Annotated in this window: 11 protein-coding genes; 7 read left to right on the forward strand and 4 right to left on the reverse strand. The window is 41.8% G+C overall.

What is annotated here, in order from left to right; translation table 11 throughout:
- Nucleotides 1-27: 27 nt before the first annotated feature.
- The 7 genes from trpB to AC570I_RS14580 all read left to right on the forward strand — a co-directional run bounded on the left by trpB (nucleotide 28) and on the right by AC570I_RS14580 (nucleotide 9,963).
- The gene (gene trpB / locus AC570I_RS14550; protein WP_497406002.1) at nucleotides 28-1,209 is read left to right on the forward strand and encodes a tryptophan synthase subunit beta; all 1,182 of its coding nucleotides are present in this window, start codon (nucleotides 28-30) and stop codon (nucleotides 1,207-1,209) included.
- 72 nt (nucleotides 1,210-1,281) lie between these two features.
- Complete coding sequence (gene trpA / locus AC570I_RS14555; RefSeq protein ID WP_047799551.1) at nucleotides 1,282-2,049, forward strand: tryptophan synthase subunit alpha; 768 nt, start codon at nucleotides 1,282-1,284, stop codon at nucleotides 2,047-2,049.
- A gap of 286 nt (nucleotides 2,050-2,335) precedes the next feature.
- The gene (locus tag AC570I_RS14560) at nucleotides 2,336-2,941 is read left to right on the forward strand and encodes a TetR/AcrR family transcriptional regulator (RefSeq protein ID WP_047799199.1); all 606 of its coding nucleotides are present in this window, start codon (nucleotides 2,336-2,338) and stop codon (nucleotides 2,939-2,941) included.
- 72 nt (nucleotides 2,942-3,013) lie between these two features.
- Nucleotides 3,014-4,210, forward strand: coding sequence for an efflux RND transporter periplasmic adaptor subunit (locus AC570I_RS14565; protein WP_047799198.1), 1,197 nt, complete (start codon nucleotides 3,014-3,016; stop codon nucleotides 4,208-4,210).
- 92 nt (nucleotides 4,211-4,302) lie between these two features.
- Nucleotides 4,303-7,497, forward strand: a complete 3,195-nt coding sequence (locus AC570I_RS14570) for an efflux RND transporter permease subunit (RefSeq protein WP_497406003.1) — start codon at nucleotides 4,303-4,305, stop codon at nucleotides 7,495-7,497.
- Nucleotides 7,484-8,890 carry a TolC family protein gene (locus AC570I_RS14575; RefSeq protein WP_497406004.1) on the forward strand — a complete coding sequence of 469 codons (1,407 nt, stop codon included), beginning with the start codon at nucleotides 7,484-7,486 and terminating at the stop codon, nucleotides 8,888-8,890. Before AC570I_RS14570 ends, AC570I_RS14575 begins: the two co-directional genes overlap by 14 nt.
- A 248-nt stretch (nucleotides 8,891-9,138) precedes the next feature.
- Complete coding sequence (locus tag AC570I_RS14580; RefSeq protein ID WP_497406005.1) at nucleotides 9,139-9,963, forward strand: hypothetical protein; 825 nt, start codon at nucleotides 9,139-9,141, stop codon at nucleotides 9,961-9,963.
- A gap of 53 nt (nucleotides 9,964-10,016) precedes the next feature.
- Here AC570I_RS14580 and nhaA read toward each other — a convergent pair whose 3' ends face one another.
- The 4 genes from nhaA to AC570I_RS14600 form a co-directional block, all read right to left on the reverse strand.
- Entirely contained in the window at nucleotides 10,017-11,168 is a 1,152-nt protein-coding gene (gene nhaA / locus AC570I_RS14585; protein WP_497406006.1) for a Na+/H+ antiporter NhaA, read from the reverse strand.
- Nucleotides 11,169-11,288: 120 nt separating this feature from the next.
- Nucleotides 11,289-12,209 carry a PorP/SprF family type IX secretion system membrane protein gene (locus AC570I_RS14590; protein WP_497406007.1) on the reverse strand — a complete coding sequence of 307 codons (921 nt, stop codon included), beginning with the start codon at nucleotides 12,207-12,209 and terminating at the stop codon, nucleotides 11,289-11,291.
- An 8-nt stretch (nucleotides 12,210-12,217) separates the two neighbouring features.
- Nucleotides 12,218-17,410 (reverse strand): CehA/McbA family metallohydrolase, encoded by a 5,193-nt coding sequence (locus AC570I_RS14595; RefSeq protein WP_497406008.1) that lies wholly within the window; start codon nucleotides 17,408-17,410, stop codon nucleotides 12,218-12,220.
- Between the two features lie 430 nt (nucleotides 17,411-17,840).
- Nucleotides 17,841-18,461, reverse strand: coding sequence for an L-threonylcarbamoyladenylate synthase (locus AC570I_RS14600; RefSeq protein WP_497406009.1), 621 nt, complete (start codon nucleotides 18,459-18,461; stop codon nucleotides 17,841-17,843).
- Nucleotides 18,462-18,511 lie beyond the last annotated feature (50 nt).

Consider the following 18,511-nt stretch of genomic DNA (forward strand, 5'->3'; position numbering starts at 1 on the left):
CTTTTCAGGCTAACAAAATTTACAGATATGAAATACAAAGTAAACGAAAAAGGATATTACGGAGATTTTGGGGGCGCATATATTCCTGAAATGCTTTATCCAAACGTAGAGGAATTGCGTCAAAATTATTTAAAGATTATTGATGATGCTGATTTTCAGAAAGAATTTCATCAATTGTTGAGAGACTATGTGGGTAGGCCTTCTCCGCTATATCTGGCTAAAAGATATTCCGAGCGGTTCGGTGCCAATATTTTCCTTAAAAGGGAGGATTTAAACCACACGGGGGCACATAAGATTAATAACACGGTGGGTCAGATTTTACTTGCTGAGAAGCTTGGTAAAAAAAGAATCATTGCTGAAACAGGTGCGGGACAGCATGGGGTTGCTACAGCTACTGTATGTGCCTTACGTAATTTAGAATGCGTAATTTATATGGGCGAAGTGGATATTGAGCGCCAGGCACCTAATGTTGCCCGCATGAAAATGCTGGGTGCAAAGGTTGTTCCGGCAAGTTCGGGAAGTAAAACTTTAAAAGATGCCACTAACGAAGCCATGCGCGACTGGATCAACAACCCGGTGGATACCCATTACATCATCGGCTCGGTTGTTGGTCCGCATCCATACCCGGATATGGTAGCTATTTTTCAATCGATTATCTCTGAGGAGACTAAAAAACAGTTACTTGAACAAACCGGCAGCGAACAACCAGATTATGTATTGGCTTGCGTTGGAGGGGGAAGTAACGCAATGGGTATGTTTTATCATTTCATGGATGACGAAGATGTAAAGTTAATTGCTGTTGAAGCAGCTGGCAAGGGTGTTTCAAGCGGATTATCTGCTGCGACAACCTACCTGGGTAAGGAAGGTGTTTTACACGGCAGCAGAAGTATTTTAATGCAAACAGCAGATGGTCAGGTAGTAGAACCGCATTCGGTTTCTGCGGGTTTAGATTATCCGGGAATCGGCCCTCAGCATGCACATTTGTTTAAAACAGGCCGCGGGCAATATGTTTCCATTACCGACGAGGAAAGTTTAGATGCGGGTTTACTGTGTACGCAACTGGAAGGAATAATTCCGGCGATTGAAAGTGCACATGCATTGGCTTACCTCGAAAAAATGAAATTCAAGGGTGGGGAAAATGTTGTCGTCTGCCTGTCAGGACGAGGCGACAAGGATCTAGATACTTACATTAAATATTTCAATTTATAAGCCTAAATCCCTTCAAGGGGAATACAGTGGTTAATCTTTAAACAATTAAAAGCCCCTTTGGGGGTTGGGGTTATGAACAGAATTAAACAACTCTTCGAAGAGAAGAAAAATATATTATCAATTTACTATACAGCTGGTTATCCTAATACCGGCGATACCATACGAATTGCTGAAGCATTGGAGAAATCAGGTGCAGATATGCTTGAAATTGGTTTCCCATACTCCGATCCGGTTGCCGACGGACCAGTTATTCAGGCAAGCAGCAAGCAGTCGTTAGACCAGGGAATGACGCTCAAACTTCTTTTCGAGCAGTTAAAAGATCTACGTAAAAGTGTAACTATACCTGTTTTGCTAATGGGCTATGTAAATCCGGTGTTGCAATTTGGTGTAGAAAATTTTTGTAAAGCCTGTGCAGAAGTGGGGGTAGACGGGTGTATTGTTCCTGATTTGCCAATGGTTGAATACGAGGAGTTTTACAAAGGTTGTTTTGAAGAGCACAATCTAAGTAATGTGTTTTTGATCACACCGCAAACTGCTGAAGAACGAATTCACAAGATTGATGGATTAACCAATGGCTTTATTTATCTTTTATCGTCTTCAGCAACTACAGGAAAAAACCTTGAGGTAGGGGATACCACAGAAACTTATTTCAGCAGAATTCAAAATATGAAGCTGAAAAACCCTGCGATGATTGGTTTCGGAATCAGCGACAAGCAAACTTTCGATAAAGCGTGTTCATATGCTAATGGTGCAATCATTGGTACAGCATTCGTGAAAGCGATAGCGGATGGAAATATCGAGGAGAATGTTGATGATTTTATGAAGCAATTTAAGCCTTAGGTTACCCTGCAATTAAATTATAATGTTTCTATTTTTGACCCATAAAAGGAATGTAAGGTATATTTAAGCAGATTGGCTTATTAAAAACTTACATTCCTTATATGGTTAGTTAACTCAAGAACTAAATTCAAGTAGCCGATTCCGTGATTGAACAAGTGTCTATTTATCATTTCATCCATCTTTAACGTTTAGAAAACGATTTGACAATTCAATGATTGTGAATCTCTGAAATGGTTTTACCTTTGCTTAACAGTGTTAGATTATTTATCACTAAGCAATTCCAGTCATGGGAAGTAAGGAAAGAATTTTACGTTTAAAAGAAGAAACCAGAACCAGTATTCTGGATGCAGCCCTGAACATTGTTCAAACTGAGGGATGGCAGGCTTTGAGTATGCGTAAAATTGCTGATCAGATTGAATATACAGCGCCCATAATTTATGAATACTTTCCAAACAAGGAAGGGATTTTACTGGAACTGACCAGAAGGGGTTACCAGATTTTAGGTAAGGATATCCGTGAAGCCAGAGACAAATATGAATCAGCTGCAGACCAAATGGAAGCCATGTGGATTGCCTATTGGAACTTTGCATTTACCCACAAAGAATTTTATCAGCTGATGTATGGTGTTGATATGGTTTGTTGTACGGTGAAGAACTCTATGACTGAAGCGGAGCAGGTTTCTGCAATGCTAGGTGATGTGATTGAATCTTTATTTATCAAGCAACCTGTTTCTGAAAACGACATTTGCATGAAATATTACACCTATTGGTCGATTATCCATGGATTGATTTCTATTAACCTGGTTCGCCCGAATGGAAGAACTACAGACGAACTAAACCAGCAAATATTGAAAGATGCCATTAAAGGTATTACACTTTCTATTAATAGTTAATTTTTTTTTACCCGCTAATCTAACGCTGTTAGATTATTTATATACCATAAATCCACTATAATTTTTAATCATATGAATGCTATCCATCGTCTTTTCATGTTACTTAACAGTGTTAAACAGTTTAATCAGGTTAAGGCTCTAATTATTATTTCATCGCTCTCAATCATTTTGGTGAGCTGTAAATCTGCTCCCGATCAGACTGCAGCGGCTCCGCCACCGCCGGTTTTACCAGTTAGCCTTGTTAACGAGAGTACTGAAACCACTTTCATTGAATATCCAGCTGCTATTCAGGGTGCAGTAGATATTGAGGTTCGTCCTCAGGTAAGTGGTTATTTACAAAGTGTTTTAGTTAATGAGGGGGCTTATGTAACGGCCGGACAAACACTTTTTAAAATTAATGAAAACCCTTACCGCGAGGCTCTAAATAATGCAAAGGCAAGTTTACACGCTGCCGAAGCAGCAATATTAAATGCTCAGCTGGAAGTTGATAAGTTAACCCCGCTGGTACAAAACAAGGTAGTTTCTGAATTTCAACTGAAAACCGCAAAAACAGCTTACAAAATTGCGCAGGCCAATGCTGAGCAAGCCAAAGCAAGCGTAGCATCGGCACAGATTAATTTAGGCTATACCAATGTGAAAGCCACAGTGAGTGGCTACATCGGCAGAATTCCTAAGAAACAAGGTAGTTTAGTTTCTCCGTCCGACCAGGTTGCGTTAACCCAGTTGTCTGATATCCATGAAGTGCATGTCTATTTCGCTTTAGCTGAAAACGATTTCAATAGCTTCAATGCGAATTATCCTGGTAATAATCCAGCCGACAGGATCAAGCACCTTCCGGCGGTTGAATTGGTTTTGGCAGATAACTCCATCTATCCTATAAAAGGTAAAATAGACATGATTGACGGTCAGTTTGACAAAAATACCGGAGCAATTACGCTGAGGGCAAGTTTTCCTAATGCAAGCGGCAGTCTTCGTTCTGGCAATACAGGTAAACTCCGTTTAGGGTTGAAACACGACGATGCCATTCTCATTCCTCAATCGGCCACCGTAGAAATGCAGGATAAGGTTTTTGTTTTTGCACTAAACAAAGGTAATAAAGTAAGTAAAATGCCAATTACAGTTGTAGGTAAAAGCGGTAATAATTACCTGGTAAAGGATGGTGTGAAACCAGGCGACCAGATTGTGTTGAGCGGCCTGGACCGTTTACAGGAAGGTCAGGTGATCACACCGGAAAAAGCAACAGATAAAGCGGCAAAACTAAAGCGCTGATAAACCAGTGAGAATTGCTAAAGGCGAAATCAAATCGGTGGAAAGCCTGATGCACGAACAAATTACAAGAACAAATACTAAACAAATAAATAATGTTCAAGATATTTATACAAAGACCGGTACTGGCAACCGTAATCTCCATTTTATTGGTGATACTGGGGGTACTTGGTCTGGCGAAACTACCCCTTCAACAGTTTCCCGATATTGCCCCACCATCCGTTTTGGTAACGGCAGTATACCCTGGAGCGAATGCTGAAACGGTTCTACGTTCAGTAGCACCATCTCTCGAAGAATCGATAAATGGTGTGGAAAATATGACTTACATGAGTTCTACAGCCAGTAATGACGGTTCACTGGCGATTACGGTTTTCTTTAAACTGGGAACCAATGCTGACCAGGCTGCTGTTAACGTTCAAAACAGGGTTGCGCAGGCAACCAGCCAGTTGCCGGCGGAGGTTGTACAGCAGGGTGTAACCACTGCCAAACAGCAAAATAGTTTCATTATGGCTATTGGAATGTACACAGACGATGAGTCAAAATACGACCAGACTTTCGTAGCCAACTATGCTCAGATTAATATTATACCAGAAATCAAGCGTATCCCGGGTGTAGGTTCTGCAGCGATTTTTGGCGGAGTAAAAGATTATTCAATGCGTGTTTGGTTAAACCCATCGCAGATGGCAACTTATCAGGTTACGCCAAATGAAATTATGAGAGCCATTCAGGATAAAAGTTTAGAGGCTGCCCCGGGTAAGTTTGGGGAGAAAAGTAAAGAAGTTTTCGAATACGTAATCAAATATAAAGGCAAATTAACTAAACCTGAAGAGTATGAAAACATTGCTATCCGTGCTAATGCTGATGGTTCGATACTGCATCTGAAAGATGTTGCAAGAATTGAACTTGGTGCTTACTCTTACAATAGTATTACCAGAATCAACGGTAAAAAAGCGATTGTAATCGGGATCATTCAACTGGCCGGTTCCAACTCGAATGATATCCAGGTGGCGATAAACAAGCTCATGGAAAAGTCGGAGAAAACCTTTCCGGCAGGTATTAAAAAGAATATCTTTTATAGTACCAAAGTTTCTCTTGATCAGTCTATAGAGCAGGTTGAACATACATTGGTTGAAGCCTTTATACTTGTTTTCATTGTGGTGTTTCTCTTCTTGCAGGATTTCAGGTCTACCTTGATTCCGGCGATCGCTGTTCCGGTAGCCATTCTGGGTACATTCTTCTTTATGCAGTTGTTTGGATTTTCTATCAATCTGTTAACCCTGTTTGCGCTAATTCTGGCTATTGGTATTGTGGTGGATGACGCAATTGTAGTTGTGGAAGCCGTACACGCCAAAATGGAACATAAACATTTAGGTCCGAAAGCAGCAACGCACGAGGCTATGCACGAAATTACCGGGGCAATCATTTCCATCACCCTGGTAATGGCTGCGGTATTCCTGCCAGTTGGATTTATGGAAGGGTCAACAGGCGTTTTCTACCGACAGTTTGCGTTTACGATGGCGATTGCGATTGTGATTTCTGCAGTGAATGCATTGACGTTGAGTCCGGCGTTAGCAGCTTTGTTTTTGAAAGATAATCATTCTACCCATAGTGATAAACCTGAGGAAAAACCAAACTTTAAGCAGCGTTTTTTCAACGGATTTAATCACAGTTTCAATTCATTAACCAATCGTTATGTTGGAGGATTAAAGTTTTTAGTTCGCCATAAGTGGTTAAGTATGGGTGGACTGGCTTTAATTACCTTGGTTACCGTTTTTATGGTCAAAACGACTCCCGCAGGATTTATCCCGACGGAAGATCAGGGTTTTATTGCCATTGCAGTGAATACGCCGTCCGGAACATCATTGGATGGAACACAAAAAGTAATGACTCAAGCGGAGGATGTATTAAGCAAACTGGATGCTTCGAGAGATGTGACTGCAGTTTCTGGATTTAATCTCTTAACCAATTCAACCAGCCCTTCATCTGCTGTAGTATTTGTTTTGCTTAAGTCAAACAAGGAACGCGGGGCGGTGAAGAATATCGACGAAATTATGAACCAGGTTCGTGGTAAGCTTAGTGCCATTTCCGGAGGCAGTTTCTTTGTATTTAGTTTTCCAACCGTACCAGGCTTTAGTAATGTGGAAGCTTTGGATATGGTTCTTCAAGATAAAACAGGGGGTAAGCTGGATAAATTCAGTGGTATTTCGCAGCAGTTTATCGGGGAATTGATGAAACGTCCGGAAATTGCTGTGGCCTTTACCAGTTTCAAAGCGGATTATCCGCAATTGCAACTGGATATCAACGATGAAAAGGCTGATCAGCTGGGCGTGAATGTGAAAGACATTTTGCAAACCATGCAGACGTATTTCGGTAGCGCGCAGGCATCTGATTTCAACAGGTTTGGTAAATATTACCGTGTTGTTGTACAGGCTGATGTTCAGGACCGGGCAGACCCGTCCACTATCGATCATGTTTTTGTAAAGAGTAGCAGGGGAGAAATGGTACCCATTAACACTTTGGTAAAACTGAGCAGAGTTTATGGTTCAGAAACCGCCTCTCGCTACAACCTTTTCAACTCTATCTCGATTAATGCGATTCCAAAGCCTGGTTTTAGTTCGGGTGATGCGATTAAGGCAATCGAAGAGACTGCGGAGAAACAACTTCCGGCAGGATACAGCTATGAGTTTTCCGGACAAACACGTGAAGAAATCGCCTCAGGCGGTCAGTCGACAGTGATTTTCCTGTTGTGTTTGGTATTTATTTATTTCTTACTTTCAGCACAATATGAGAGTTATATTCTTCCCTTAGCCGTTATATTATCTATCCCTGCCGGAATATTTGGTGTATTCGTTGCCATTGGATTAACGGGTATTGAGAACAATATTTATGTTCAGGTGGCACTGATTATGCTCATCGGCTTACTCGCTAAAAACGCCATCCTGATTGTTGAATTTGCGGTGCAGCGGCGAAGAGGCGGTCAGCCTTTAGTTGCCTCGGCTTTAGAAGCAGCAAAATCGAGGTTGCGTCCGATCATCATGACTTCGCTTGCCTTCATTGTGGGCTTGGTTCCCATGATGGGCGCCACAGGGCCATCAGCTCAGGGTAACCACTCCATTAGTATAGGGGCTGCCGGAGGAATGATTTCGGGTGTTATCCTGGGACTGTTCATTATTCCGGTACTCTTCGTCATCTTCCAGGCTATCCAGGAGAAATTTTCAAAAAAATCACAAGAGGTAATTCATGACCATCAGGAATCACCTATAAATCACGTTGTTTATGAAACGGTTTAATATTATTGCCATTTTGCTCCTTGCACTAATCTGGAGCGGCTGTTCAGTTTCTAAAGATCTATCCCTGCCAAATGTGGTGCCGGGACTATTCAGAAACACCATTCAAAAAGATTCTTCAAGTGTGGGCGATTTGCCTTTGAAGAGCTTCATTAATGATTTAACGGTTCAGCATTTAATCGATACGGCTTTGGCTAAAAACTACGATATGCAGATTGCGTTAAAAAATATCGATGCTGCCGAAGTGTTGTTCAAGCAATCAAAACTGGGTTATTTACCAGAATTAAAGTTGCAGGTTGCAGCGAGTTCGAGTCGCCCATCTGATAACAGCTTAAACGGGTTAAGTTTGAACCAATTTACCGGATCAACCCATATTGAAGATTACAGTGCTAATTTAGGACTGATTTGGGAGGCGGATATCTGGGGTAAAATCCGTAATCAAAAAGCCGGCGCTTTGGCCAGTTTTTTGCAAACCGAGGAAGCACGCAAAGCTGTTCAAACGCGTTTGGTTGCCAACGTAGCCCAAGGCTACTATAATTTGTTGATGCTTGATGCTCAACTGGAGATTGCGCAGAAGAACCTGAAGCTGAGTGACAGTACCCTTAGGATCATCAATTTACAATTTGATGCAGGGCAGGTGACTTCTCTTGCTATTCAGCAAGCTGAAGCGCAACAATTGATTGCAGCACAGTTAATTCCCCGTTTGGAGCAGAATGTAACCTTGCAGGAAAATGCGCTGAGCGTTTTAATAGGTACATTGCCGCAGTCCATTACCCGTACCAGCCGACTGGATAAAATGTTGATTCCTCAGGAATTAAACGCTGGAATTCCTTCGTCATTGTTAAGCCGCAGGCCAGATATCAAATCGGCCGAATTGGCACTGAATGTTGCCAATGCAAAAGTTGGTGTAGCAAAAGCAAGCTTGTACCCATCACTTGTGATTACAGCCAGCGGTGGGGTAAATTCATTTAAAGCCAGCAATTGGTTTAGTATGCCGGCTTCATTGTTTGGATTGGTTTCAGGCGGGATCACTCAGCCTGTTTTCCAGCGAGGACAGTTAAAATCGAATTTAGCGCTGGCTAAAATAGACCGCGAGAAATCAGTTATTCAATTTCGCCAATCTGTTTTAAATGCAGTAGGAGAGGTATCGGATGAACTGACTAAAGTGGAGAAGCTGAAATCTCAATACAGTATTGCTGAAAAGCGTGCACGTACTCTACAACAGGCTTCGAAAAATGCAAGCTTGCTATTTAAAAGCGGCATGGCAAATTATCTGGAAGTAATTACTGCACAAGGTAATTTACTACAAAGTGAGCTGGAACTGGCTTCCATCAAAACTGAACAGCTTAATGCTGTTGTAGGCTTGTATCGCTCTTTAGGTGGCGGTTGGAATTAGGATTACTTGTTAGCTGTTCCAGCGGGTATTGACTTAACTGGCAGAAAACATATTACCAACTTCTGGAAATATTCGGGTTACGTTCGGCTGTTTTTTTGGAGGCAGCCGAATGTTTTCCGGGAACCATAGCTATACCATGTCCGGTCTTTCTTCGGTAAAAGAACTGTGATATTTTTTTGAATTTTGAGAAGGAAGTGGTAAATTAGAATATCATCCCACTGACTCAAGCTAAGTTACAAAAAAAATATATGGCAATAGCAAACGGGATGAACAGATTTCGCGGATCACTTAGCGATTTTGTATTTTACACAAGGGGCAAGAAACAGGTGGTGAGGAAAAAAGCCACCAGTTATAAGCTTTCTGAAAACACGATCAAAAGCGGTCGTGATTTTGGTGAGGCTACACGCAATGCCTCCTACCTACGCAAGGCTTTCAAAAGCCTGGTAAAACATTACGGTAACGACGACTTCCACAACCGGCTCAACAAAAATTTTACGCGCGTATTCAACAGTATTCCTTCTGAAATGCTCGGCAACAAGCATTTAAATCAGGGAAACCTGAAGTTGCTTGAAGGATTTCAATTTAATACCGGCAGAAAGTTTGCTTCGCTCTGTTATGCGCGATTGGGTGTTAATATCGATCCGGCAAATTTTATTACATTTACTTGGGAGAAACCAAAAGATGAGCACTTTTTTAGACTTGTTCCAAATGCTACAAGGACTTACATCCAGATGATGGTATTTCAATATGACCTGGACGATGGCGGGCAGTATGAATGTATTCGTCTGAATGATCTGGTGATTGAGCCAGGTAAACCTATTGATCCGAAAATAAGTTTAAAACTGGAAGTCGATCTCAAGGGCGAAAAGGCCTTAATTGTTGCTGCCGGGATTTATCACGATACCAAAGGTACCCGAAGTTACGATAAGCGTTACTTTGGCTGTATGATCACCCACGCGTTGCATTTGAAGGAAGGGGTGGAAGTACCTTTTGTTGAAGCGAAGGAAGAGAAAATTAAAGATAAGGAAGAAACAGGGGTTGGGACATGGGGTAGTTCGCTGAATTTGGAATGAGGTCCAATAGATTGTCTAATACAGAACATTGCAGACAGGCAGACCGCGAAAATTTATTTCCTTAATAGTTTCAGAAATAAAAATCCGGCCGTGCCTGATAAAACCGAAGCAGTTAGGATGGCAAATTTCGCCTCTGAAATTTGCAAAGCATCATCAAAAGATAGCATTGCAATAAATATCGACATGGTGAAGCCGATACCAGCCAGCATTCCTAATCCGATCAGGTGTTTCCAGTTTGTCTGGTGGGGTAAAATTGCCCATTTTAACTTTACCGCTAACCAGCTAAATGTGGTCACGCCAATTGTTTTTCCTAAGAAAAGGCCAGCTAGAATACCTGCTCCCAGCGGAGAAATTAAACCTGAAAGCATTCCTTTTACAAAGGTAATATTAGTATTAGCCAGGGCAAAAACAGGCATAATCAGGTAATTTACAGGAACCGTTAATGCATGTTCCAGATGCTCTAAAGGGGATAATTCAGTTGTATCGTTTGTGGGGATGGTGAAGGCTAAAAGTACACCAGCAATGGTGGCATGGATTCCGGAATGGTGAATAAAATACCAAAGAAATATGCCGGGCAGGAGGTAAAAAACTAAATGCTTAATTCCGAAATAATTCATCAGCATCAATATCACCAAAACTCCTCCAGCCATGGCCAGATAAAGGAAATGGATCTCACTGGTGTAGAAAACAGCAATAACCACAATAGCGCCCAAATCATCTACAATGGCCAATGCAGCAAGAAATATTTTTAAACCGGATGGTACACTTTTCCCTAATAATGCTATAATTGCCAGGGCGAAAGCAATATCTGTTGCCATGGGAATGCCCCAGCCTCCTGAAGATGGGGTACCCTGGTTAAATAACATATAAATCAGGGCAGGTACAATCATGCCACCTAAAGCAGCAATTACCGGCAATGTTGCACTTTTAACAGAAGAGAGCTCACCCCCAATTAATTCCCGTTTAATTTCCAATCCGACAAGTAAAAAAAATATTGCCATTAAGGCGTCGTTGATCCAGGCGAGAATACTAAACTTTATAGCTCCATAACCTATTTGGTTTGCCAGGAATTGCTCAAAACTTTCATGTAGAGGACTATTGGCGATCAGGAGGGAGAGGGCGACACAAAACAAAAGCAGCAAACCGCCAACCTGTCCTGATTTAAAAAAACGTTTGAATATCTCGAAGTTAATCCCTTTTGCCATGGACGTAAAAATAGGCAAAAGTTAAGGTGCGGACTGCAGATTGGAAGATTATTTATGAAAAAGCCGCAGACCCATAGATTAAAAATCTGAGAATCTGCGGCTTTAGGATGATCAGGTTGACTACGGTTTTTTCCCGATATTTACCCGGATATTCACTTCAAAATCCCCATCGGTATAACCACTAATTGCTGATGTTGCCGTATTATAGTAAGCCATGAAATATAAAGCAGATTTATAGTTCATTCCAAACCCAACTGTTGCGTTCTGCGTGTTGTGGTACATCGCCATTACATACAGTTTATCGTTAGCGAAGTTGGCGTTCAATCCTGCATCCCAAAGATTTTTGTAGTTCTTAATGCCTCTGAAAACAGCTTTGGGTTCTAAACTGATTCCATTGATTCCAGTCCCTAGACCAAACTTATAGCCTACTGCAGAATAAAATGTAGGCTTATCCGCAATGTTTAAGTCGTCGTTCCTGAAAACAGAACGCATGTTAGGAATAGCCCCTTCAACGGTTAAACCTTTTGAGGTGTAGGATACACCAAAATCACCATCGAAATAATAACCTCTGTCGTTGAAACGGGCTATGGAGGGATCATTGATATCGCTATTGCGAACGCTGCTTAAATCCAGCCTGTCCTGGCTGGCCCCAAACGAAATACCAAAGTTCAGCTTTTGATCTTCATTACTCAGAGGGAGGTGATAGGCGAATGTTCCAACTATTTTAGTGCGTTGAATTCCACCTGCTTTTTCATTGTAGAAGTTTGCTCCCCAGCCAACTTTACCTACCTGCTCATCGAGTGTTACACTCTGGGTAAGCGGTGCCCCTGGAATGTTCGACCATTGCTTACGGAAACTTCCATTGATGTTAAAACCTTCATTAATACCTGCCATAGATGGGTTGATGAGGTAACGGTTCTGGAAATATTGTGCGTTTAAAGGGAGGATCTGTGCTTTTATGCTGTTACAAAATAATGTGCCTGCTGCAAATAGAAACGTTACGCGACTTATTTGCTTTATGTTTTGAGTAATTGCTTTCATGTCTGTAATTAGTTTCTGATAATGTTGATGAATCCTTTAAATGTGCCTACACCTGTTCCGAGGTCGACTATGTAGTAATAGGTTCCTTCGGCGAGTGGGCTTCCGTTTACCGTTCCATCCCAATCGTTGACATAAGTTTGTTTGGTGTACAGTACACGTCCGGTTTTATCAAAAATGGTTACCTTATTGTTTGGATAGTAATCGATATTTTTAATGATGAACTTATCGTTATAGCCATCCCCGTTAGGGGTAACCAGCGTACTGGCTTCCAGCTTATAGTCGTCGATTACGGTAATTGAAATGCTTTGATCGGAAATGCAACCGCTTGCATTGGTAACCACCACTCTATAAGTACCGCTTTGTTTGGGGCGGATGGTTAATGCTGCGGTATTCTGGCCACTCACCACATCGGCACCTGTCCAGCTGTATTGTGTTCCTCCTGTTGCCGTTAATACGATGGCATCTCCTTTAGAAATTGAAATACCTTTGTTGCTGTTAATGGTAATCACGGGCAATGGATTTACCACCACTGTGGCCGTGCCCGTTTGGGTCTGGGATGCATAGGCATCGGTAACGCTTACCAGGCTGTACACAAATGTTCCTGCTGAGCCTGTCGGCACACTTACTGTTGCAGTGGTGCCACTTGCAGTTACCGTTCTGTTGCTACTGCCATTCACTGTATAAGTGAAAGTGTACGGAGCTGTTCCGTTTGAACCTGTAAAGGTAACTTGTGGGGAAGAACTGAAATTACATACGGAGGTAGTTCCGGAGACTGCTGCCAATGGCAAAGGACGGATGGTTACTGTAGTAGAGACATTTTGTACCTGGGTACTATACGTATCACGAATGCTGGTTATGGTATAAACAAATGTTCCCACTGCTGTGGTGGGTGCAGTTACGGTTGCTGTATTGGTTGTTGATGTCAACGTTCTGCTGCTTCCGTTATTTATGTTATAGGTAAAAGTGAAGGGTGCAGTACCAGCAGCAGCTGTAAAGGTGATTACAGGCGCAGTTCCGTTTAAAGGAGCTGAAACGCTGGCACTCAAAGTTGCAACCGGTTTAGCATAAATATGCAGATTTGCAGGTCTGTAATTAATGGCATAGTTTGTATTTAACCCCAGTGTACCTTGTGTAATCGCATAATCACCCGCTGTTTCTCCACCAATCCGGGTCAAGTTACCTGTAAAGGTATCGGCACCAACTAATGTTGGGGTTGAGGTGAAGGTGAAAGCCGGGTCAACGGTCGATTCGACTTTCGTTTTTGCATCAGCAGTTACCGTAATCGTTTTTGGCGATATGGTTAATATTTGTTGTTTTGCTAATGCAGGATTAAAAAAGGTATCGCCAGGCTGATTGGCAGTAATGGTTACTGTACCGGCTTTCAAAATATGCACATCACTGTTGGTTATCGTTGCAATATTGGTATCACTACTCGTATACGTGATATTAATGGCCGTGTTATCACTTGTTGCACCAGCAGCAAAATCGGGATCACCATAGGTTACCGTTTTAGTAGCTGTGAAAGTGATATTCTGATTTTTCTTTACTGTGGCATCATCGCGAGAATACCAGATTGGTGAGGTAATGATCCTACTACCATCGGCTTCTACTATATCTGCGTAATAATATCCTGTAGCTAAATTTGCTAGTGCATTGTCCGTGTAGGTCAAGTTTGTAGAAGAGCTTGTTGTTAATTCTACCGGGTTTACACCACTGCCTGGTGTGCCATAAAGAATTTTAATGCTGGTTACCGGACTGGTTGTAATGGAATTCACTTCAATTAAAGGTGCGCCTGCCGTTTTGAATACACTTCCAACCGGTTGTTTATTGATTGTGAAAACGATTTTAGCAGCCGAATCCTGTGATGCATAGAAACGCATTTTTTTAATAGCATCTAATAAATCATTCTCCGTAAGGGCGGGAGCCAGCACGACCAGGCGGGCTCTGGTATGCCGGCCAAATGTTAAGTTATGATTATCGTGATCGATACTTGCTCCCAGGTGATAGCCTCTGGCCAGCATGCGGTTATAATAGCTCAGGTAACTCATTGAGCTGGCCGGATCCGAGTAGGTAGTATTGGTGGAAAATGCAGGGCCGCTTTCCAAAGCGGTTCCAACGATTGCACTGTCGGCACTCAAATCGTAAGTAGCTGAAATATTGTTGAAATCTGTTGTATTCGGGTGAGCCAATGTTGCCACTGCGTTTAAGCCGTGCCTGTTGATAATTCTGAACAGTCCGGTACTACCCATATAAACACTTTTAGGCACATATATCTGGTTTTCTCCAGATTCCCAACCGATCAAAGAGTCGATACCATAAACAATGACGTGACCACCACCACTGATGACACCCCATTCCATACCATGTAATGCCACAAAATTGGATGTGGTAGCCTTTTTAGCTGCGTCAATTCCTGGCTGCCAGTTTGCTAATGACATTCCGGCCTGTGTATGATTATGTTCTGATATCCCCAGGAAATCAAGGTTCATTGAGTTCTTAGCGAAGGCATAATCATCTTCCGGTTTTTTTGTTAAATCGTCTTTATTTCCATCCGAATAGCTACTGTGACTATGTAAGTTACCGTAGTAGAAGTTTAGTTTATTTACATCGAGTATGCCCGTTTTAAAGGTTCCCTGTAAAGGTTGACTAGTTAAATAAAGCGGGCCACCTGCGCATGCGCTGTTTACAGCATAAACGAAAAAATAATAATTGGTATTTTGTGTTAAACCATTCCTGATAAATGTGCCACCTGCGCCACGTTTTACAACAACACCGCCACCGATCATGTCGCCAACATTATAAACGGTTTGGTTTACAGGGTTTGCTGATAATGAATTAACCGTGCTCATTACCACCAGGTACTCATCGCTTGCGCCGTTTGGCGTAAAAGCTGCCTGTATGAAATTGTAATTGGATGAGGTGATGGTGAAATTAGTTGGCTGAGCTGCTGGTGTTGTACAAGGTAATAATGTTCTGGTTGTTTGCGTACCAGAAAGGATATTTGAGGTCAGATATTTAGGTCCTCCTGTACATGAAAGGTTATTTAACGGAATAACAAAATAGGTATAGTTCGTTGAACTTGTAAGGTTATTATCGGTGAAGGTATTGGCTACAATTTTATTTACCACTATGCCACCACCAAAGGATGAGCCAATGGCATAAGCTGTTCCATCTGCTGGCAGGGCAGTTAATGTGGTATTCAGGCTCCTGATAATCAGGTATTCATTTGCGTCGGTTGATTTTACGAAAGTTCCGGTGATGCTACCTGTGGTTACACCAGTAAAAACTAATGAAGTGGCAGCCACCGTTGGTGCCGAACAAACGGGTAAATTTGGCGGAAAATGCACGCCCAGGCGATCTGCATCGTCATCGTCAATTGCATTCTGAACTGTTGCTATTGGTGTTCTGGTCCAATCACTTTCTAAAAATATAGGTGCCGGAGCAGTAACATTTAAACTTCTAACGTAGGAAACATCCTTCGCGTTAACACCCTGGCCAAAAGCATCAATAATATTGTTATTGGCATCAAGTAAAGCTACACCATCATTACCATTAAAGTTAATGACCGTGTTGCTGTTCAATATTGCACTTGATGAAGTTAAATAGGTAACTTCAGTCCCATTGCCTGTGTTACCCAGGAGGACAGAACCTTGTGCAGGTATCGTGAAATTCAGGTTGACAATCTGAGATGGCGTACCGGTGATGTTAATGTTTCCAGCGTCTCCCGAAATGTTATATAAAGCAAGTTTTAGCTGTGGTGAAGCAGTATTGACAGGTGCATTACTCAGGTTGGTCAGTTCAATCCATTTATTGACTGAGGTACCTTCGTAATACTGACTGATGATAACCGGGGCACTAACCAGCGGAGGGTTTGCTGTTGTAGCATCTACACTGGAAACAACGGTTTGTAAATTTGCAGCCGCATCCTGCGCCACAACGTATAGGGTATAAGAAGTGCCGACACTAAGACCTGTGATGGATGCTGAAGCATCTGTGTTGGCTGTGTTGGTGAAGCTTCCAGATTTTAAAGCTGTTGCGCCTGTTCCATCCTGTCCGGCTTTCACCTGGGCAGCTGTCGGGGCAGTGGTTGTTGTTAAGGCCAAAACATAGTAAGTCGTCCCGGCTTCATTGATGTTATTGGTGAAATCAACCGATGTAGTGGTAACGTTGCTGGTTTTAGGGTAGGTTGCTGCGGTAACTGGTGGTGTTACGTCGGCAGCCCCCAAAGTGCTAAAACTTAAAGTTGAAAAGCTGGTTTGCAGGTTAGCTGTAGCGGCTGCGTCTTCTGCAGTAACATAAATTCTGTAGGCAGTAGAAAGCGTTAAGCCCGCGATTGTTGTGGAAGCATCGACACCAAGAGTATTCGCAAAAGAACCTGATTTGAATGCATCATTGTTATTGCCATCTTTTCCAGCCTTAATCTGCGCAGAGGTTGTTGGAGCTGTTCCTGTAGCAGGAATGAGAACGTAGTACGTTTTTCCGGCCTCATTAATGTTAGAAGTTAAGTTAACCGTAGTACTGGTAATCAAAGAGGTTTTCGGGTATCCGGATGCATAAGTCGGAGGGGTCGTATCAACCGTACCAGATGCTGTAATGGTTCCGCCAATACTGAAACCGGCTCTGTCGGCAGCTGGCGAATTAAATCCCCAGCCACCTGTAGACGTTTGTCCACTGGCATAGTAACGGATTGTAATTGTAGTTCCTGCCTGTACATTTTGAAGGGCCGCAATGCCTGAAAGATTTACGGTTGGTGAGGCTGCAGGTGCTACTGTTGCTGCGGTAATGCTGATTGGACTTCCAATTAACGTAAAACTGGTGCCGTTGAGACTATAAGCATATTGAGTGCTTGCACCGGGACTGGCATAATAAGTTGCTGTACCTGCAAAAAGCGCATCAAGCGACGATAAAGAAATTTGTTTGCCAGCAGCAGCGGTTAGGGTAACCTGGAAGTAATCTGTATTTGTAGTAGAGATTCCGTTGTTCTGAAATCCCTGAGTTCTAAAAGAGTTATTTCCTGCGCTTGCAGGAGCTGTTGTTCCTCTGGTTAAAACCGGAGCTGCTGTTAAGCCTGCATCAAATTTGTTAGCGGTTGAGGTCGCAACCATAGTTTGTCCAGTGAAATCCCAGGAAGCTATTTGCGCAATAGTTACCGTTGGGAAATAAAAGACAATAATTAAGAATAGAAGTAAAATTTTTTTCATACAATTTTTATAGGGATATCAAATGTTTTGATAAATCAGTTTAAGGTGCAAATGGAATGCACCAAAGAAAACTCAGGCTTTGATTAACTTAGGGAGTAAAGTTTTACCATTAAGCGTGTTAAAGTGACTATTAGACGATTCAGATTTCATTCCATTTAGCACCGAATAAAATCTTAAGAATATTGAAATAAATTTGCCTTAATACTGCAAATGTTTCGGTATTGGATTAGGTTTTAGATCTTATTTTTTACCATAGGGAATGATTAGGATGTGAAAATAGGTCTTGATTGTTAAATGGGTATTAACATTGTATTAATGATAGGTATTTTCAGTTAGTTTGGCAATGATGCTTGTTTTCAAGACTAAATTTAGCTATTTTATTGGTGTTTCCTTATGGTGTTGATAACTTATCCTAATACAGCTGACTGGATTACAGAAAATCTTCAATATTTCCTTTTCCTTCACGAATCACTTCGAATTCTCCGGTAGTACAATCTATCACCGTAGAGGCTTCATTGTCGCCGTACCCTCCGTCAATTACCAAATCCACCAGATTCTCATATTTTTCATGAATCAATTCCGGATCTGTAGAATATTCGATCAATTCATCATCATCTTTAATGGAGGTAGATAGGATTGGATTGCCCAGTTCCTTCACAATGCATCGCGCTATATTATTGTCGGGAACACGTATACCAACCGTTTTCTTATTTGAGCTGAGTAACTTCGGTACGTTATTATTTGCGTTAAAAATGAACGTAAAGGGGCCTGGTAAAGCTTTTTTTAGTACTCTGAATGTGGTGTTGTCGATAGGCTTAATAAAATCTGATATGTGTTTCAAATCATGGCAGATGAATGAGAAGTTTGCTTTTTCCGGCTTAATTCCCCGGATGCGGGCAATCTTCTCAATGGCTTTGGGATTAGTGATGTCGCAACCTAAACCGTAAATGGTATCTGTAGGATAGATAATGATTCCACCTTTTTTCAATACGTCTACCACCTGTTCAATGGCCCTTTCATTTGGATTTTCCGGATAGATTTTAATAAGCATAGCGTAAAAATAACAATTTAATGGTGTTGGTTGTTTAATAATCCTAATCT

Source organism: Pedobacter sp. A2324, assembly GCF_059693705.1.